This window comes from Nonomuraea sp. NPDC059194 (assembly GCF_042754765.1).
GTDB lineage: Bacteria > Actinomycetota > Actinomycetes > Streptosporangiales > Streptosporangiaceae > Nonomuraea.
Genome location: NZ_JBHZBH010000021.1, coordinates 1 through 16913, shown reverse-complemented (window position 1 = coordinate 16913; position 16913 = coordinate 1). Strand labels below are relative to the sequence as shown.

Below are 16913 nucleotides of genomic sequence, written 5' to 3'. Positions count from 1 at the left end.
GTACGGATGGGTTTCACCTGGTGGCGGCCGACGAGGACGAGCTTAGGCGCATGGGGATCAGGATGGCGTAGCCGTACATGAGCAGCCCTAGGGCGATCATGAAGATGATGGTGGGCCATTGCCAGATCGGCGGGAGATGAAGGGCGAGGAACCATACGCGGTCCTCGATGCCGAAGATCTTCATGACCATGGGCACGAGCCCCTGGGGGAACAGGGGAAGCCAGGCGATGGTGTAGCTGATCGTGACGCCGATGCGGTGCCGGATGGGGAGGTCCGCGGTGGTGGGTTTGTCGGCCTGGGGTGCCGGGCCGTGCTTCATGAGGTTGAGCAGATCGATCCCGTGGTTCTCGAGTCTGCGGTAGGCGATCTTGCCGAATCCCCAGGCGCTGAAGGCGCCGGTCAGCACACCGGTGGCGATGCCGGCCCAGGGGTGCAGGAGGATGGCGCCGGCCGCGGGCAGGGCGGTGGCGGGGACCGCGACGAGCACGAGCCAGGCGAGGCTGGTTTCGGCGGTTTCGTCGGCGCCGGTGCTGAGCGGGTTGCCGCCGCGCTTGTGGGGGTCGGTGCCGGGGACGAGCGAGGTGACGGCGAGCAGGACGATGACTCCGGCGCCGCCGCCGAGGAGGGCGGGGAGCAGGCCGAGTACCCACGGCCAGGCCCAGGTCTGGCCGCTGACGAGGGTGCCGGCCAGGGAGAGGACCACTGCGGCTGGGCCGACGATGAGGAGCCAGGCCAGTTGACGTCCGCGGACGTCGGCGCGTTCCGCGCCGGGGGTCATGAGGGTGAGCCAGAGGGCGGTCCCGTCGGCGCCGTAGAGGTTGGCCGAGGACGCGGCGGCCATCACGATCGCGATGAGTCCCGTGAAGGGGACCATGATCCAGGCGTCGAGGGTGACGAGCAGGAGCGGGGTGACGGTGGCGTAGGAGAAGGCGGTGGCGAGGAGCTGGATGCGGACGAGGTCGCGCCACCAGGCGCGTAGTTCCTTGGCGGCGGTGATGCGGGCGCCGCTGGTGGTGGGGAAGGGGCGGGGCGTGCCGCGGCGGGGCGGCACACCGCCGCGTGCGGCCGAGACGACGCGCCGCGACAGCAGGCCGGCCCAGGTGGCCAGGAGGAGGGCGATCACGCCGGCGTTGGCGACGAGGATGGCGAGGGCGAGGGGCCAGGAGGCTTCGATGGCGGCCACACCCCATCCGGAGGGCAGGGCGCGGATGAGGACCTGGGACCAGGCGGCGGTGTCGGTGCCGCCCAGAGCTGCGACGGGTGCCCAGCCGTTGCTGCACAGGGCGATGGCGGTGCCGGTCACGATGCCGACGGCGGCCGCGGTGGCGCGGGATCTGACGAACAGCCCGATGAGCGCCACGATGACGCGGGAGATCATCACCATGGTGATGAGCGTGGTGACGGCTGCTGCCAGGCCGATGAGCACTCCGGCCGGGCCGAAGCGCCAGCCGTACACGGGCAGGGACAGCAGCGCGATGAGATTGACCGCAGGTGCGGGGCCCGCGAAAGCTCCGGCGAGCAGTGCCGCCGCGATCCGGCCTGGCGTGGCCGGGAGCATGGAGAAGTATTCGGGGCGGAGGGCCTCGCTGCCGCCCCCGATGAAGATGGGGCCGAAGATCCAGCCGGAGAGCCACACGGCCAGGGTGAGGGGCAGGTAGGCGGGCCACAGGACGGCGACGGCGATCGTTGCGAAGGCCAGGATCAGCCCGAGCGAGACGCCGGTGTAGAGGTTGGAGGCGTTGTCGCCGCGCAGGGAGTTGCGCATGAGTGCCAGCCGCATGCGGATCATGTGCTGTGCCAAGGCGGCCGGGCCGGGGGTCAGGAGGTGAGCCATGCCAGCCCCTCCGTTCCTCCGGGGCGGGCGCCGACGAGGTCGACGAAGGCGTCCTCCAGGGTTCCGGCGCCGCGTACGTCGGCCAGCGGCCCGGCGGCTACGACGCGGCCGTCGGAGATGACGCCCACGTGGTCGCAGAGCTGCTCGACGAGGGCCATGACGTGGCTGGAGATGATCACGGAGCCGCCGTTGCCTGCGAACCTGCGCAGGATGGTCCTGATCGTGGCTGCGGAGACGGGGTCGACGGCCTCGAAGGGCTCGTCCAGGACGAGCAGGCGGGGCGCGTGCAGCAGGGCGACGGCCAGACCGATCTTCTTGCGCATGCCGGTGGAGTATTCGATGACCAGGGTCCGCTCTGCGGAGTCGAGTTCGAGGATCTGGAGGAGTTCGTCGGTGCGCTCGGCGACGACGGCGGGCTGCAGGCCGCGCAACAGGCCGAGGTAGGTGAGGACCTCGCGGCCGGTGAGCCGTTCCGGCATGGCGTTGCCGTCGGGCAGCACGCCGATCAGTTCCTTGGCATGGACGGTGTCACGCCAGACGTCGACGCCGAAGATCTCGGCGCTGCCGGCGTCGGGGCGGAGCAGGCCGACGGCCATGGCCAGGGTGGTGGTCTTGCCGGCGCCGTTGGGGCCGACCAGGCCGTAGAAGGATCCGGCGGGGACGGTGAGGTGGATGTCGTCGACGGCCACGTGGTCGCCGAAGGCTTTGCGGAGTCCGATGGTGCGGAGGGCGGGCTCCCGGTGTGTTGGCATGCCTTGAGAATCGCGCGGGGGCGGGGGGTGGCGGATCGTCCGGACGGGGAGCGGGGTGGTGGATTCCGGCATCAACCGATCGGTTGATGCTCCGAGGGGGCGGCTGGTACGTGTTGCGGGTCACAGGGTCACTGTCCACCGGCACATGTTCGGCTGGCTCGTCGTCCCCGAAGGCCGCCGCCCTTCGCCTCCTGGGATGCGCTCACCCGGCCGAGACGCGAGTGTCGCCGCGCCTTGAGCCCTCTGGCGTTGACGCCCTGCGTGGCCGAACCACTATGCGAACGCGTGGCGCGCGCTTTGCCGTACGATGACGTAGCGTGATCTTGACATGATGGGGCACACGCACGCGCTGACCGGAGCCGCCGCCTGGCTGGGCCTCGCGCCCGCGCTGGCCGTGCTCCCCCTGTTGAACGAGTCGAGCAGGTTCATCGAAACCGGCATCATGGCGGGCGCGCTCTCCCCCGCCGAGATCCTCGCGGGCGCGCTGGTGTGCGCGGGCGCCGCGATGCTGCCCGATCTCGACCATCCGAGCGCGACGATCGCGCAGACCTTCGGCCCCATGACCTGGCTGCTCAGCAAGGCGGTCTCCTGGCTGTCGGGCGGGCACAGGGGGGCGACGCACTCCCTGGTGTTCGCGGTCGCGATGGGGTTCGGCGCGCACTGGCTGGCCGGCAGCCAGCCGATCGGCAGAGATGTCATGGTCGTCCTGCTCATCGGGCTGGCCCTGCGCGCGATAGGCATCGGCATCCCCGGCAACAAACTGGGCTCGGCGATGGTCAACGTCGGCCTCACCGCGGGACTGTTCGTGGTGTTCAGGTCGCTGGGAGTCGGCTACGCGTGGCTGGGCGTCGCGGTGGCGCTCGGCTGCCTCATCCACGTGGTCGGCGACTGCATGACCGAGCGCGGCTGCCCCGTGCTGTGGCCGATGGCCTACAAGTTCATGCTGCCGTGGAAGATCGGCATCAAGACCGGCAAGAAGTTCGAGCAGAAGATTCTCGCGCCGGCACTTTCCGTCGCCATTCTCGGCCTCCTGTACTGGAGACTGGCCTACTAGCGGGTAACTTGATGTCGAGATACTTACCGAGATATCTTGATGTCGAGAGATCCACCGCCACCTGCGAGTTAGGGTGACCTAACGTCGTGAGAGGTGCTCAAGTGCGGGAGGATCTGTGACTGAGAACTTGTCTAACGAGGAGGCGAATCACCGTGTCCGCGAACAGCTTCGGCAGCCGTGACACGCTACGCGTCGGCGACGCGGCTTACGAGATCTTCCGGCTGGATGCCGTCGAGGGCGCTGCCCGCCTCCCGTACAGCCTGAAGATCCTGCTGGAGAACCTCCTTCGCACCGAGGACGGCGCCAACATCACCGCCGACCACATCCGTGCGCTGGGCCAGTGGGACCCGTCAGCCGCTCCGAGCGTGGAGATCCAGTTCACGCCCGCCCGCGTCATCATGCAGGACTTCACCGGCGTGCCGTGCGTCGTCGACCTGGCCACCATGCGCGAGGCCGTGCGCGACCTCGGCGGCGACCCCGCCCGCATCAACCCGCTGGCGCCCGCCGAGATGGTCATCGACCACTCGGTCATCGTCGACTACTTCGGCCACCCCGACTCCTTCCAGCGCAACGTGGAGAGGGAGTACGAGCGCAACCGCGAGCGCTACCAGTTCCTGCGCTGGGGCCAGACCGCCTTCGACGAGTTCAAGGTGGTCCCGCCCGGCACCGGCATCGTCCACCAGGTCAACATCGAGCACCTGGCGCGCGTCGTCATGACCCGCGACGGCAAGGCCTACCCCGACACCTGCGTCGGCACCGACTCCCACACCACGATGGAGAACGGCATCGGCGTGCTCGGCTGGGGCGTCGGCGGCATCGAGGCCGAGGCCGCGATGCTCGGCCAGCCGATCTCGATGCTCATCCCGCGCGTGGTCGGCTTCAAGCTGACGGGCAAGCTGCCCGCCGGCGCGACCGCCACCGACCTGGTGCTGACCATCACCGAGATGCTGCGCAAGCACGGCGTGGTCGGCAAGTTCGTCGAGTTCTACGGCGAGGGCGTCTCCTCGGTGCCGCTGGCCAACCGGGCCACGATCGGCAACATGAGCCCCGAGTTCGGCTCCACCTGCGCGATCTTCCCGATCGACGGTCAGACCATCGACTACCTGCGCCTGACCGGCCGTTCCGAGGAGCAGATCGCCCTCACCGAGGCGTACGCCAAGGCCCAGGGCCTGTGGCTCGACCCCTCGGCCGGGGAGCCGGTCTTCTCCGAGTACATCGAGCTCGACCTGGCCACGGTCGTCCCCTCGATCGCCGGCCCGAAGCGCCCGCAGGACCGCATCGCGCTGTCGTCGGCCAAGTCCACCTGGCGTCACGACGTGCTCAACTACGTCTCCGACGGCCTCGACGAGGCAGGCGAGGAGTCCTTCCCCGCCTCCGACGCGCCCGCCTCCAACGCCAGCGCCAACGGCCGCCCGCACAAGCCGGTGCCCGTCACGCTCGCCGACGGCACCAGCTTCGAGATCGACCACGGCATCGTCTCCATCGCCGCCATCACCAGCTGCACCAACACCTCCAACCCGTTCGTCATGCTGGGCGCCGCCCTGCTGGCGCGCAACGCGGTGGAGAAGGGCCTGACCCGCAAGCCGTGGGTCAAGACCTCGCTGGCCCCCGGCTCGCAGGTCGTCACCGGCTACTTCGAGCGTTCGGGGCTCCAGCCGTACCTCGACAAGATCGGTTTCAACCTGGTCGGCTACGGCTGCACCACCTGCATCGGCAACTCGGGCCCGCTGCCCGAGGAGATCTCCGCCGCCATCCAGGAGCACGACCTGGCCGTCACCGCGGTCCTGTCCGGCAACCGCAACTTCGAGGGCCGCATCAACCCCGACGTGAAGATGAACTACCTGGCCTCGCCGCCGCTGGTGGTCGCCTACGCGCTCGCGGGCACGATGGACATCGACCTCGACACCGAGCCGCTCGGCGTGGGCACCGACGGCCGGCCGGTCTTCCTCAAGGACATCTGGCCCTCGCCCGAAGAGGTCGCCGAGGTCGTCAACTCCTCCATCGGCCGCGAGATGTTCGAGCGTGACTACGCCGACGTCTTCAAGGGCGACGAGACCTGGCAGTCGCTGCCGATCCCGACCGGCAACACCTTCGAGTGGGACCCCGCCTCCACCTACGTGCGCAAGGCCCCCTACTTCGACGGCATGCCCGAAAAGCCCGTGCCCGTCAGCGACATCACCGGCGCCCGGGTCCTGGTGAAGGTCGGCGACTCGGTCACCACCGACCACATCTCGCCCGCGGGCTCGATCAAGGTCGGCACCCCCGCCGCGCAGTACCTGCAGGCCAACGGCGTCGAGGTCAAGGACTTCAACTCCTACGGCTCGCGGCGCGGCAACCACGAGGTGATGATCCGCGGCACGTTCGCCAACATCCGCCTGCGCAACCAGATCGCGCCCGGCACCGAGGGCGGCTACACCCGCGACTTCACCCAGGCCGACGGCCCGGTGTCGTTCATCTACGACGCCTCGGTCAACTACGCCGAGTCGGGCACGCCGCTGGTGGTCCTGGCGGGCAAGGAGTACGGCTCCGGCTCCTCGCGCGACTGGGCGGCCAAGGGCACGGCGCTGCTGGGCGTCAGGGCCGTCATCGCCGAGTCCTACGAGCGCATCCACCGCTCCAACCTGATCGGCATGGGCGTCCTGCCGCTGCAGTTCCCCGAGGGCCAGTCGGCCGCCTCGCTGGGGCTGAGCGGTGAGGAGAGCTTCGACATCACCGGCGTCGAGGAGCTCAACCAGGGCTCGATCCCCGGCACCGTCCACGTGAAGGCCGGCGACGTCGAGTTCGACGCGGTGGTCCGCATCGACACGCCCGGTGAGGCCGACTACTACCGGCACGGCGGCATCATGCAGTACGTGCTGCGGTCGCTGCTGGCCAAGTAGGGGACTCCCCGCGCCCGCCCCCGGCCATCACGCCGGGGGCGGGCTTCGGGAGCAGACCCCTCGAAGGGCGCCTCAGTGCCTGGCCATGCCAGGCAACACGACCAACGCGGTCTCGGGCAGATCGGCCAGCCTCCTGGCGCCCGACGGCGTCCGAACCTCGACAACCGGTCCCGACTGGACGGCGAACCCGTCCTGAAGAGGACCCAGCGGCCCTTCACCGGAGCGCAACGGCAGGCGGCGCACCTCCCTGCCCGTCGCGTCGAACTCGACGACCGCCGTGAGGTCGGGCGCCACCGCGTAGAAGCGGTCGCCACGGACCTGGATCGACGGGCCCCCGTCCGCGGTGACCAGCGGCGTGGCGCCCCCGTCCAGCGTGATCGTGCGCTCAGGCCCGCCGACGGCCAGCTCGACGCGGGTGGCCTGCTTGCCGTACCGGCTCTCCTCGAACAGCAGCAGCTCGCCCGTCACCAGCAGGCCGAGGGGCTCGAAGCCACGGGGCACGGCGGGCACGCTGGTCCGCCCGGTGTTCACGTCCACCTCCAGATAGGCGAGCACGTCGCCGCTGGCGTGATGGCCCAGGATCAGCCGCCGGCCGTCGGCCGACCACGCCCACGGGCTCAGCACGGCCCCATGGTCGCTCCGCCCTGGGAAGGCGATCTGGTGGACCGTCCCGCTGACCAGGTCGCGCAGTTCGTAGCCGGTCGCGACAGGCAGGCCCAGCCAGCGGCCGTCGGGCGAGAGGGTGAGGTTGCCGGGAGGCGGCGCCGTCTTCTCGCCGAGCAGATGCTGCCGCCCGTCGGCCAGCGCCACGTACGTCGGGCAGCCGTGCATGCACGGCGTATACACCATCAGGCCCGGCTGCCCCGTCCCGGCCTCGGGCAGCGGCGCGGCCGTGGCCGGAGGGGTGATCACGACCGGCGACGACGGGGTGGCGGCGATCACGGCGGGCGCCTCCCCAGGCCACAGCCGCAGTCCCGCGCCCGCCAGCATGGCGACCACGGCGAGACAGACCCCCGCCACGGCGATCCTGGCCCTGCCGCGGCGGCGCGCGACGGCCACCGCCCGGCCTGGATCGGCGTAGTCGCGCGCTTCTGCTTCCATCGCGCGATAGGCGGCGCGAAGCGCCTGCACGGAATCGTCCTTCTCGTTCATGAGCGCGCCTCCTCGGACGCGCCGAGCAGCTGGGGCGCGACCGCGCGCAGCCGGCCGAGCGCGTCGTGCGTGTGCCGTTTCACCGTGCCGACCGAGCAGTTCAGCCGCGCGGCGACCTGAGACTCGGACAGGTCCTCGTAGAACCTCAGATAGAGCACCGCCCGCTGCCGAGGCGTCAGTACGGCCAGCGCACGCGCCAGCATGATCTTCCTGTCGCTCCCGCCCGACTCGTCGGGCCCCGCCGTCTCCGGCACCTCCGCCGCGGCGAAGAACGCCAGACGACGCGGCCTGCGCCAGGTCCGCAACTGGTTGAGCATGACGGTGCGGACATAGGCTTCCGGGTTGCCGCCGGCCGCTATCCGCCGCCAGCGCGCGGCCGTCTTGGCCAGCGCCTCCTGCACCAGATCAGCGGCCGTGTGATGGTCCCCGGTGAGCAGGAACGCCGTGCGTGACAGCGCGACCCCCCGCGCCGTCACGAACTCATGGAACCCTTCAGGATCTGTCACAGGCGCCCCTCAGCGTCACGGATGCTCTTACCCCATAACCCAGCGGGGCCCGCGAAAGGTTGAGGCTCATCCCGCGAACAGCAGCACCAGCCCGGCGAGCAGCACGACCGCCGCGCGCGCCAGTGAGGCGGCCGAGACAGGGGCAGCCGTGCCGAAGCACAGACACGGCGCCCGATTGCCGCCGGCCAGCAGATAGACCTGCAGGCCCGTGAAGATCGTGCCGAGGACGGCGCCCGCCATCCCGACCAGCGCGTCGTCCGCGGCGGACACGGCCAGCGCCACGGCGAGCGCCTCCACGGCTACGACCGTGAAGGCGCCCGCCGAGGCGAGCCCGCCGCGCAGCCCGTAGGCACCCAGGCTGTCGCGGAAGGCGGCGAAGCGGCGAACCTTGCCCAGGACGGCCATGGCCAGGATGGCGGCCAGGCCGTACCGGAGGACGAGCAGGGTCACGATGCCACCAGGATGACCGCCAGCGGGAGGAACAACAGCGCGAACAGCCACGTCATCTTCGGCAGCGCGAAGTCGAACGCGGTGTCGGCTCTCTTCTTGTCCCGTGCGAGCAGGAAGGTGAGCAGCATGAGCGCCCTGCCGAGAGCGAACCCTGCCCCCGCCATGAGCGCGTCGGACCACGACCCCAGCAGGAAGAGCGAGATCGCCATGATATGCGGCAGCCCGGTCGGGGAGTAGGTGCGCATTCCTGTGCCCATCTCCGCGCCGAACTGCACCGAACCCCAGAACGGCGTGTGCGCGACGAACTGCGGCACCAGCCGGGCGTTCTGCGGCAGCGGGAAGCTGACCAGCTGGAACTCCCGCAGCAGGAACACGATCGCCGCCAGCCCTGCCAGCACCTGGCAGGCGATCAGGGGCAGCGGCGCTCGAACCAGCGAGCCGATGACCATGAAGGCGAACGCGGTCGGGAATGCCCCGACGAACAGACCGGCGATGAAGCCGGCCGCATCAGAACCCCGTCGGACCGACGAGGACAGCACCCAGGCGCTGTTGAGGCTTCAAACCGAGCCCGACAGGGAGAAACCCGCCACCAGTGCCGCCACGAGCCAGGTGAAGCCCCGCTGGTCGAAGCCGGAGGCGAACGCGGTCGCCACCTCCGCCGCGACGATCAGGCCCAGGGCGGGCAGCAGGAGGCGGGTGGCGGGATTAAGCGTCCGCATCTGTCAGATCGCGGTCCGGCAGATGGAGAAGCGGGAGACCCTGCCGCCGCCGCAGTCGTTGAACTCGTACCAGCCGTCGGAGCACTTGCGGCGGGCGGTGCGACCGGTCCACCGCCAGGCGTTCTTAGTGTTGCAGGACGTCGCGTTCGGCGTGTAGCGGTAGTTGTAGCAGGTGCCGGAGCCGCCCTGGTTCCTGTGCCAGCTACCCGTGCAGTTGTCGCTGCCGTAGTACGCAGTGTTGGGCACGCACACGGTGGTGGAGTGGAAGAAGCCGCGGCAGTCGCCCATGGGCCACTGGTCCAGCGCGTGCGCCGCCTTCGGCTTGGACCACGGCAGCAGGTCGAGAGCGCCGAGCCCGGCGGCGACCGTGACGCCCGCGACCGTGCCGAAGAGCCTGCGGCGGCTCCACCGCCGCTCGGTCACCGCGTACCTGGACGGTTCCGGCGACTCCGGCTCGTCGGCGACGCTCGGGATCTGGTCGAGGAGGGCTGGACGGGAGAGGTTCTTCACAGCTTCACTTCCTTTCGCCGGGCGATCACCCGGTCGACTGTCTCCGACACGATCTCTCCTGAGCCCGCGGGCGTCGTGTGCACGACGATCCCCTGCTCGTCCACGACGAGCAGGGCGGGCACGTAGGGTACGGTGACCGACCGCCAGACCTTGGGATCCCTGATGACCTGCACCGATCCGGGCAGCTCCTTGTCGAAACCCGGGTCGTCGGACACCACGGTGAAGCCGACGCCTTCGGGCAGGTCGGCTGCCAGCTTCCCGACGGCGAGCAGCACGTCCTCGCAGATCGGGCATTGCCGGTTGACCTTGACGGCGATGGTGGTCTGGCCGGGACGGCCGATCCCCGCGCTCTCCTCGCCGCCGGCGGCGAGGCGCACGCCCACGCCGTTGTAGGTGGCGAGCTCAAGGTCGCGCACCCGGCGGTAGAGGCCCGCGCCGGCCGCGAACACCAGCGCGACCAGGACGAAGAGGATCAGGACCGCGGCCGTGATCGGGTCCACCCCTCACGCTCCGTACGAGGCGCGCTTGACTTTCGTGAGGAACTCCGCGGCCGCCTCCGGCGTGCCACCGCCGGACCTGGTCGCCACCCCGTTGGCGGCCTGCAGGCCCTTGCGCGGGGCGTCCCACGGGCTCACCCTGATCACCGCGGTGTCGGTGACCATCAGCAGCGTCTCGTGCTCGGGCCCTTCCCCGCTGGGCACCCGCCACACCTCGCCCGCAGGGGCGGAGTAGCCCCTGAAGTGGGGGACCTGGCTGGCGGCCTGCCGCTTCGGCTCCACCTGCAGGGTGCCGACGCCTGCCACGGTCTGGAGGTAGACCGCCTGCTGGAGGTGGAAGCGCCGGCCAGGCGTGGCGATCAGCCCTTCGGGGGTGTCGGTCCACTGCAGCCGGGTGAACGTCGCCACGATGTCGCCGGACTCCCACTGCGGCGCGTAGAACAGGCCGTGCGCCATGTTCCATGGGCCGAGCCAGGCCGCCCACCGCGCGTCCGACGGGTTCTCGCAGTCGTAGATGACCAGTTCGCCGCCGGCGAGGGCGAAGCGCTCGCGCTCCTTGCCGCCCACCGAGGACACGGCGACGCCCAGCGCCGACTTCGGGGCCAGCTCCAGCGCCCAGACGTCGGAGGTGGTCTCGCGTCCGCCGTACCTGGGGGTGTAGCGGATATGCCCCGTCCAGGTGTGGAGCTCGTCGGGCTCCACGCCGTCGATTTCGAGGTTGATGAGTTGATTGTCTATTGTGCGGACTGTTGAATTCTGTTCCATCTCCCGCAAACCTTTCCTGGGGCCCGTGAAGGCATTGCGACCAGCGAGAACGTCAGGCTCGGCGGGCTCGCTGGAGAGTGGGGAATAGCAGCGTGTGTCGACGGCGGAACGGAGCGGTGCACAGGCGCGGTTCGCGATCGCGCTGCTGACGGGGCCAATGATTGATCAACGGCCAACCCGTTGACAAGAGCAAGATCAGGAAATCTCCGCTTCCCGTTTCGCCGGGGTTTTTCGGGATTCCGGGTGGCCCGTAACCCCTCCCTTCCAGTGGCCGTCCCAACGCCACAGGCCGGCTCAGGGGTGGAAGGCGGGGGTTGCACCGTGGCGGGAGGCGCCGGATCCGGATGCAGCCTCCCCAGCCCCAGAGACCCAGCCACCCACCCCCGCGCACGACCGCGCCGGAGGCCGCTGGGCTGGGGTCGTTCCGAGACGGGAGGGAGCAGCCGTGCAGCATGGACCCCATGACTCCTGACGTTTTGATCACGCTTTTGGCTGCTTTGGCAGTATTTGGGGGGGCGGTCGTCCAAGGTGGCGTCGGCTTCGGCATGGGCCTGGTCGCCGCGCCCGGTCATCCGCCGGGCCGCGGGCGGCGGGAGCCCGGCCCGCGGCCGGGCGGGCGCGTCCTTGACGCGCCCATCTCGGGGGAACCACCCGACTACGCCGCCGCCCCGCGCATCACACCGCGCGGGGGGCGGCATTTTCTCCGGTACGGCACGCAAAAGCATGGTCCCTCGCCTCCGGCTCGGGGCTGGCCTTCCCCCTGGGGCTCCCGCCCCCGTTGACCACGCACCCCGGGATCCCGGATAGATCGATGACGTTTGGGATCGGAGTCGGCAGGTCGGCCCCACGTGCTCTTTCCTCATTTAAGAGACGCCTCGCTTGCCAGGCTTATAACGTTCATGTTATGAAGTGGGGAGAAGTGGAACTGGAACCCGAGGTTGACGAGTGGTTCGATTCGCTCAACCAGGAGGATCAGGAGACAGCCGTCTTTTATGTCGATCTGCTGGCTGAGCGCGGAGTACTCCTCGACGAGCCATACACCAGGCAACTGCGCGGCAAACTCCGGGAGCTCCGATTCCATCTCTCGGGTGAGGTCGGTACGCATCAGCTACTGGATCGCGCCGAGCAGGCGCATCATCCTGCTGACGGTGTTCCGCAAGCAGCGGATGCGAGAACGAAATCGAACGGGCGGTGCGGGCCATGAAGCGATGCGTCGCCGAGGCCCACACGGCAGACGAGGAGTGAGCGACATGGCCGAGCGAAGGGCATGGTCCGACAAACGCGCCGAGATCATGAGCCGTCCCGGCGCAGGAAGCGCCTACGAGGCCGCTCGGATCCGCTTCCAGCTCGGCGAGGCCGTACGCAGGCGCAGGGAGGAGCTGGGCCTGACCCAGGCCGAGTTGGCCGAGCGCGCGGGACTCAAGCAGCCAGCGGTGGCGCGCCTCGAAGCGGGCGGGACGATGCCGACCATCCCCATGCTGGAGCGCGTTGCGGAGGCGCTGGAAATGCGGCTCAGTGTGCAGATGACACCCCTCCGCGAAGCGAGCTGAACGTACTGATCGTTACGGCTTTCGTGGTTGACATCGCCTGTGTCAGGTGACCTTGGCCGACGGTGCCGACCACGTGTCGCACGCCGAAAGCGACACGGCCGCGTAGCCTCGCTTGAGCCAGGACGCGCGACTGGTTCCGGAGCCGTGGCTGCGCGGGCCCTCAGGGTCGTCTCCGCTGGCCTTGACGGCATCGACCAGAGCCGTCCAGTCCTGTGCCGAGCGGCCGAGGGAGCGCCGGACGCTGCCGATGAACACCCCTGACAGGCAGTCGGCCTGGAGTTCATAACGGCGGCCCAGCTCGGCCTGGTCCTTCCTGCGGGCGCGCACGAGCTTCTCGTAGGCGCGTCTGATGCCCGCCTGCTGCTGCACGTGGTGCCCGTACTCGTGGGCGGCGACCTTCAGCGGGTACAGGTCGGTGCGCCCGTCGATCCACTGTCCTTGGAGGGGGAAGACGAGGGTCGCCGCGTCGGTGCAGTAGAACGCCGCCGCGCCGCCGGGCCAGCGCACGCCGCAGACCCGGTCCATGGGCTCCTCGACGTAGAGGATCCTCGGCTTGCGATAGGCGAGTTGTGCCCTCTTGAAGTGCGCCGACCATCCCGCGTCCAGACATTTCGTGATCGCGTTCAGGTACTCCTTCGGCCGCGGGATCCCACCGGAGACGAGAGGCGGTTCGGGGCAGGACGCGACGCGGAGCCTGCCGGTCTTGTAGAGCCTGTCCGGCACAGCCGCTCCGGGGGAGGCCGCCGCCGAAGACGCCCCGCCAGCGGAGAAGGCGCCGGAGGGGGGAGGGGCGAGCCGGGGAATGGCGGTAGCGAATCCACGAGCAGTGAAGGTGGTTTCGGGAAGGATCGGGGAAGCGGAGAGCGCTGTGGCCGACGGCGGCGCCGGTGACAGGAGGGCGGCGGCGCACACGGTGGCCGAGAGAAGGGAAGATCGCACGATCCTGCAGCATAGAGCGCATGACTTCTGAGGGTTTGATCATCCTATTGGCAGGATTGTCGGTGTTCGTGGGTGCGATCGTCCAGGGCGCCGTCGGCTTCGGGCTGGGCCTGGTCGCCGCGCCCGTCATGACGATGCTCGACCCCACCCTCATGCCAGGCTCGATCCAGGTCGTCAATGCCACGTTGCCGCTGTTCACCCTCGCCGTCGAATGGCGCAGGATCGACTGGCGCGGTCTCGGGTTCGCCGTCGCCGGCCGGTTGCCCGGCAGCGCGATCGGCGCGCTCATCGTCGTGTACGTCTCGACGCGAACGCTCGGCCTGTTCGTCGGCGTCATGGTGCTGATCGCCGTCGCGCTGACCGCCCGAGCCGTCGCCGTGTCGAGGAACGGCTGGACGATCACGGCGGCGGGCTTCGCCTCCGGCATCACCGGCACCGCCACCGGCATCGGCGGCCCGCCGGTCGCGCTGGTCTACCAGAGCGCCAAGGGCCCGCAGATCCGCGCGACGCTGGCCGCCTTCTTCTTCCTCAGCGCCGCCCAGTCGCTGGTCATTCTCTGGCTCGTGGACCACCTGCCCGTCAGGGCGTTGGCGTCGGGGGCGGCGCTGATCCCGTTCCTGATCGCGGGCTTCCTCGTGTCTGGCCCGCTGCGCCGCTACCTCGACGGAAGCGGGATCAGGAGGGCCGTTCTCGCGGTGGCCACGCTCTCCGCGCTCGCATTGATCGGGCAGACGCTGGTCGGTTGACCAGGCGGCCGTGTCTTCCACGCTCGCGTTGATCGGCAGACGCTGGTGGGCTGACCTCATCCCGTGCCTTCCGCGCTCGCCATGCGATCACGGTCGCCGGCCTGTCGCAGCGCGACCCGAAGCGATGACGGCCTCGGCCGTACCGTGGCCCAACGTCCATCGGACGGCCTGTCGACGCAGTGGGGCCATCAGTTCCGGCGCTGGGCTTTGATCTTGCGCCAGCCGCCGGCGCGGTTGTTGGCGATGATGTGTCGGAACATCTGGGAGAGTGCGGGCACGTTGATCGTCTCGCCTCGGTGAAAGGCGACCGTGCGGGCCGTCTTGTTGTCGTGGCCGCCGGTGATGATTCCTTCCGGGTCGGGCACGATGCCCCCGTCGTAGAGGAACACGTTCACATGAGTCTTCGCGGCGAGCAGTGCACAGATGTTGCCGTTGAGGACGAAGTAGGGCTGGACCGTGCGCTTGATCGTCTCGGTGACCTCGGGGTCCGCGGCGTGGACGATCTCGCGCACCTGCCGGCAGATGTCCTGCTGCCACTCGGGAAGCGCGTCGATGTAGGCGTCCACCCGAGGATCCGCTACGTACGCCATCACGCCACCAGCCCGACGACCGCGGCCATCGCGAGGAGCTTGACCAGCCAGTCACCGCCGTGCATGACCGCCGTGACCCTGGGTGCCTTGTCCCACAGCACCGACCCGGTGAGCAGGACGAAGGGGAACCCCAGCCACAGCGCGCCGGCGAGCAGGAGCGTGGGTCCCACTGCCGAGAGGTCCATGGCCCGCGCCACTCCGGCGAGGACCCCGGCCGTGAGCATGCTCCGGGTCAGTTCCAGCAGGATCATCACCGGCGACGGGCGCGCGTCCCGCACCGGCGCGGCCCCGCCGAGCAGCCGCCTCTCGAACGGCGTGGCGACGGCGTAGAACGTGGAGCTCAGCACGAACGCGACGACGGCCGCGACAGGCACCGCGATGAAAGTGGCGGTCATGAAACACCTCCACAGGATAGGAAACTACACTGGTTAGTGTTCATGGACGAAAACTAAACCGAGTAGTGTTCTCGCGTCAAGGAGGTTTCATGGCCGAGCTGTCCCTCGCCGAGCAGCGGTACGCCCGCAAGCGTGCCGAGATCCTGGCCGCCGCCAGCGACGTGTTCACCACACACGGCTACCTTGGCGCCAGTATGGACGCCGTCGCGACGGCGGCGGGGGCGTCCAAGCGGACCGTCTACCAGTACTTCGCCGACAAAGAGGAGCTGTTCTCCAGCGTGGTCCTCGACGCGGTCGACCGGGGGTATGAGTTCTTCCGCCCGCACATTCTCGCGCTGGCCGACGCCGACGCGGACGACCTCATCGAGGCGTTCCGCCGCCACGCCCGCCTCACGATCAGCGGAATCATGGCGCCGCAGGTTCTGCGCATGCGCCGCCTCGTGATGGCCGAGGCGGACCGGTTCCCGGAAATCGGCCGCGAGTACTACGAGCGCAGCTGGGTCCGCACCCTTGACCTGCTCGCCAGGACGCTCGCGCGGCTCGACGAGCGCGGGCTGCTGAAGATCCCCAACCCCGAGCGCGCCGCCTACATGTTCACCTGGCTCGTGGTGTCGATGCCGCTGCAGCGCACCGCGTTCATGGGTAACGCCGCGATGTACACACAGGCCGAACTGGACGACATCGCCGACGAGGCGGTGCGCGTCTTCCTCGCCGCCCACTGAAGCCGGCCCGCGATCAGACCGCGGGCGTGGGCGACCTCGCTGCCAACAACTCGTGCACGATCGACCGCCTCGTCGTGCCGCGGGAACCCTCCTGATCAAAGGTCCGGAAAAGCGACCCTGCGTCGCAGGCCGGCTCTGTCCTGCGCGATGAGAACCGCCAACCACAGGACATCCTGTCTGTTCCGACCGAACCTTGCAGGGCTGAGTGTGCTGACCTGCGGGTTGCAAAGTAGGCCCGAACAGCGACCGCCGATCTTGTTCGGACTTACTTTGCACTTTCGGGGGGCGTCGGCCGAGTGTCCGCTCCCGCACACTCCGTGCCGTAGGCCGTTACTTCACGACCCGGAACCGCAGGTGCGTGACCGCGTCCGAGGCGACCACCTGCGTGCGCATCAACTCGATGTGGCCAATGTCTTCCAGCAGCCGGCTTCCAGAGCCCAGCACGACCGGCACCAGGTTGATCAGCAACTCATCCAGCAGTCCGCCGCGCAGGAACTGCCGTCCTGTCTGGGCACCCATCACTATCACGTCCCTGTCGCCGGCCGCGTCCTGCGCGGCCTTCAGGGCAGCCTCTATGCCGTCGGCGATGAAGGTGAACGTCGCGCTCTTCATGACGAGTTCGTCGCGGATCTCGTGGGTGAGCACGACGGTCGGTGCCGGATAAGGGGTGTCCTGCCAGTGCGGCAGGCCGACGTCGAACGTGCGCCTGCCGACCACGACCGCGCCGACCGAAGCGGACATCGTTGCGAGGACCTCCTTGTCTCGCGGGTCGGGCTGGTCGGTGAACATCCACTCGTGCAGTCGCATGCCGCCCTTACCCATGGGATGCTCCGCACCGATGTCCGGACCGGCG

Annotated in this window: 20 protein-coding genes; 6 read left to right on the top strand and 14 right to left on the bottom strand. The window is 69.4% G+C overall.

The annotated features are described in order from the left end of the window. Positions 1 to 13: 13 nt before the first annotated feature. Entirely contained in the window at positions 14 to 1834 is a 1821-nt protein-coding gene (locus ACFXJ8_RS24570) for a hypothetical protein (RefSeq protein ID WP_379646281.1), read from the bottom strand. Beyond that, positions 1819 to 2586 (bottom strand): ABC transporter ATP-binding protein, encoded by a 768-nt coding sequence (locus ACFXJ8_RS24565; RefSeq protein WP_379646280.1) that lies wholly within the window; start codon positions 2584 to 2586, stop codon positions 1819 to 1821. Before ACFXJ8_RS24565 ends, ACFXJ8_RS24570 begins: the two co-directional genes overlap by 16 nt. Positions 2587 to 2914: 328 nt before the next feature. Here ACFXJ8_RS24565 and ACFXJ8_RS24560 point away from each other — a divergent pair, with 328 nt between their 5' ends. Further along, positions 2915 to 3640 (top strand): metal-dependent hydrolase, encoded by a 726-nt coding sequence (locus ACFXJ8_RS24560; RefSeq protein WP_379646279.1) that lies wholly within the window; start codon positions 2915 to 2917, stop codon positions 3638 to 3640. A gap of 146 nt (positions 3641 to 3786) precedes the next feature. Next, positions 3787 to 6519 carry an aconitate hydratase AcnA gene (gene acnA, locus ACFXJ8_RS24555; protein WP_379646396.1) on the top strand — a complete coding sequence of 911 codons (2733 nt, stop codon included), beginning with the start codon at positions 3787 to 3789 and terminating at the stop codon, positions 6517 to 6519. Positions 6520 to 6591: 72 nt separating this feature from the next. On the opposite strand, the gene ACFXJ8_RS24550 is transcribed toward acnA, so the two are convergent. From ACFXJ8_RS24550 to ACFXJ8_RS24515, 8 genes are all read right to left on the bottom strand, one after another. Next, a complete protein-coding gene (locus ACFXJ8_RS24550; protein WP_379646278.1) occupies positions 6592 to 7671 on the bottom strand; it encodes a hypothetical protein in 1080 nt (359 codons plus the stop codon). Beyond that, entirely contained in the window at positions 7668 to 8177 is a 510-nt protein-coding gene (locus tag ACFXJ8_RS24545; protein ID WP_379646277.1) for a SigE family RNA polymerase sigma factor, read from the bottom strand. Before ACFXJ8_RS24545 ends, ACFXJ8_RS24550 begins: the two co-directional genes overlap by 4 nt. A gap of 66 nt (positions 8178 to 8243) precedes the next feature. Continuing rightward, positions 8244 to 8627 carry a MauE/DoxX family redox-associated membrane protein gene (locus tag ACFXJ8_RS24540; protein WP_379646276.1) on the bottom strand — a complete coding sequence of 128 codons (384 nt, stop codon included), beginning with the start codon at positions 8625 to 8627 and terminating at the stop codon, positions 8244 to 8246. Then, the gene (locus ACFXJ8_RS24535) at positions 8624 to 9166 is read right to left on the bottom strand and encodes a hypothetical protein (protein ID WP_379646275.1); all 543 of its coding nucleotides are present in this window, start codon (positions 9164 to 9166) and stop codon (positions 8624 to 8626) included. The genes ACFXJ8_RS24540 and ACFXJ8_RS24535 overlap by 4 nt, the downstream gene beginning before the upstream one ends. An 18-nt stretch (positions 9167 to 9184) precedes the next feature. Continuing rightward, positions 9185 to 9346 carry a hypothetical protein gene (locus tag ACFXJ8_RS24530; protein ID WP_379646274.1) on the bottom strand — a complete coding sequence of 54 codons (162 nt, stop codon included), beginning with the start codon at positions 9344 to 9346 and terminating at the stop codon, positions 9185 to 9187. Between the two features lie 3 nt (positions 9347 to 9349). Then, positions 9350 to 9856, bottom strand: a complete 507-nt coding sequence (locus tag ACFXJ8_RS24525) for a hypothetical protein (protein WP_379646273.1) — start codon at positions 9854 to 9856, stop codon at positions 9350 to 9352. After that, complete coding sequence (locus ACFXJ8_RS24520) at positions 9853 to 10356, bottom strand: hypothetical protein (protein ID WP_379646272.1); 504 nt, start codon at positions 10354 to 10356, stop codon at positions 9853 to 9855. Before ACFXJ8_RS24520 ends, ACFXJ8_RS24525 begins: the two co-directional genes overlap by 4 nt. A gap of 3 nt (positions 10357 to 10359) precedes the next feature. Continuing rightward, complete coding sequence (locus ACFXJ8_RS24515) at positions 10360 to 11118, bottom strand: hypothetical protein (RefSeq protein ID WP_379646271.1); 759 nt, start codon at positions 11116 to 11118, stop codon at positions 10360 to 10362. Positions 11119 to 11929: 811 nt separating this feature from the next. On the opposite strand from ACFXJ8_RS24515, the gene ACFXJ8_RS24510 reads away from it, so the two are divergent. Next, entirely contained in the window at positions 11930 to 12322 is a 393-nt protein-coding gene (locus tag ACFXJ8_RS24510) for a type II toxin-antitoxin system RelE/ParE family toxin (RefSeq protein WP_379646270.1), read from the top strand. 46 nt (positions 12323 to 12368) lie between these two features. Further along, positions 12369 to 12668: a helix-turn-helix domain-containing protein gene (locus ACFXJ8_RS24505; RefSeq protein ID WP_379646269.1), complete on the top strand. Its 300-nt coding sequence runs from the start codon at positions 12369 to 12371 to the stop codon at positions 12666 to 12668. 42 nt (positions 12669 to 12710) lie between these two features. On the opposite strand, the gene ACFXJ8_RS24500 is transcribed toward ACFXJ8_RS24505, so the two are convergent. Continuing rightward, positions 12711 to 13391 carry a neutral zinc metallopeptidase gene (locus tag ACFXJ8_RS24500; RefSeq protein ID WP_379646268.1) on the bottom strand — a complete coding sequence of 227 codons (681 nt, stop codon included), beginning with the start codon at positions 13389 to 13391 and terminating at the stop codon, positions 12711 to 12713. A gap of 278 nt (positions 13392 to 13669) precedes the next feature. On the opposite strand from ACFXJ8_RS24500, the gene ACFXJ8_RS24495 reads away from it, so the two are divergent. Further along, positions 13670 to 14353, top strand: coding sequence for a sulfite exporter TauE/SafE family protein (locus ACFXJ8_RS24495; RefSeq protein WP_379646267.1), 684 nt, complete (start codon positions 13670 to 13672; stop codon positions 14351 to 14353). Between the two features lie 188 nt (positions 14354 to 14541). On the opposite strand, the gene ACFXJ8_RS24490 is transcribed toward ACFXJ8_RS24495, so the two are convergent. Then, a complete protein-coding gene (locus ACFXJ8_RS24490) occupies positions 14542 to 14943 on the bottom strand; it encodes a DUF1801 domain-containing protein (protein WP_379646266.1) in 402 nt (133 codons plus the stop codon). Then, complete coding sequence (locus ACFXJ8_RS24485) at positions 14943 to 15338, bottom strand: DUF1761 domain-containing protein (protein ID WP_379646265.1); 396 nt, start codon at positions 15336 to 15338, stop codon at positions 14943 to 14945. The genes ACFXJ8_RS24490 and ACFXJ8_RS24485 overlap by 1 nt, the downstream gene beginning before the upstream one ends. A gap of 89 nt (positions 15339 to 15427) precedes the next feature. On the opposite strand from ACFXJ8_RS24485, the gene ACFXJ8_RS24480 reads away from it, so the two are divergent. Further along, complete coding sequence (locus tag ACFXJ8_RS24480) at positions 15428 to 16060, top strand: TetR/AcrR family transcriptional regulator (protein WP_379646264.1); 633 nt, start codon at positions 15428 to 15430, stop codon at positions 16058 to 16060. 330 nt (positions 16061 to 16390) lie between these two features. Here the strand turns inward: ACFXJ8_RS24480 and ACFXJ8_RS24475 are convergent. Then, a partial coding sequence (locus ACFXJ8_RS24475) for a dihydrofolate reductase family protein (protein WP_379646263.1) occupies positions 16391 to 16913 on the bottom strand: 523 nt, incomplete at its 5' end.

Bases quoted from the DNA above. Each gene is read 5' to 3' on its own strand.
- ACFXJ8_RS24560 (WP_379646279.1), top strand. From the start codon at position 2,915: ATGATGGGGCACACGCACGCGCTGACCGGAGCCGCCGCCTGGCTGGGC.
- ACFXJ8_RS24550 (WP_379646278.1), bottom strand. From the start codon at position 7,671: ATGAACGAGAAGGACGATTCCGTGCAGGCGCTTCGCGCCGCCTATCGC.
- ACFXJ8_RS24565 (WP_379646280.1), bottom strand. From the start codon at position 2,586: ATGCCAACACACCGGGAGCCCGCCCTCCGCACCATCGGACTCCGCAAA.
- ACFXJ8_RS24530 (WP_379646274.1), bottom strand. From the start codon at position 9,346: ATGCGGACGCTTAATCCCGCCACCCGCCTCCTGCTGCCCGCCCTGGGC.
- ACFXJ8_RS24515 (WP_379646271.1), bottom strand. From the start codon at position 11,118: ATGGAACAGAATTCAACAGTCCGCACAATAGACAATCAACTCATCAAC.
- ACFXJ8_RS24490 (WP_379646266.1), bottom strand. From the start codon at position 14,943: ATGGCGTACGTAGCGGATCCTCGGGTGGACGCCTACATCGACGCGCTT.
- ACFXJ8_RS24510 (WP_379646270.1), top strand. From the start codon at position 11,930: ATGACGTTTGGGATCGGAGTCGGCAGGTCGGCCCCACGTGCTCTTTCC.
- ACFXJ8_RS24570 (WP_379646281.1), bottom strand. From the start codon at position 1,834: ATGGCTCACCTCCTGACCCCCGGCCCGGCCGCCTTGGCACAGCACATG.
- ACFXJ8_RS24505 (WP_379646269.1), top strand. From the start codon at position 12,369: ATGGCCGAGCGAAGGGCATGGTCCGACAAACGCGCCGAGATCATGAGC.
- ACFXJ8_RS24485 (WP_379646265.1), bottom strand. From the start codon at position 15,338: ATGACCGCCACTTTCATCGCGGTGCCTGTCGCGGCCGTCGTCGCGTTC.
- ACFXJ8_RS24480 (WP_379646264.1), top strand. From the start codon at position 15,428: ATGGCCGAGCTGTCCCTCGCCGAGCAGCGGTACGCCCGCAAGCGTGCC.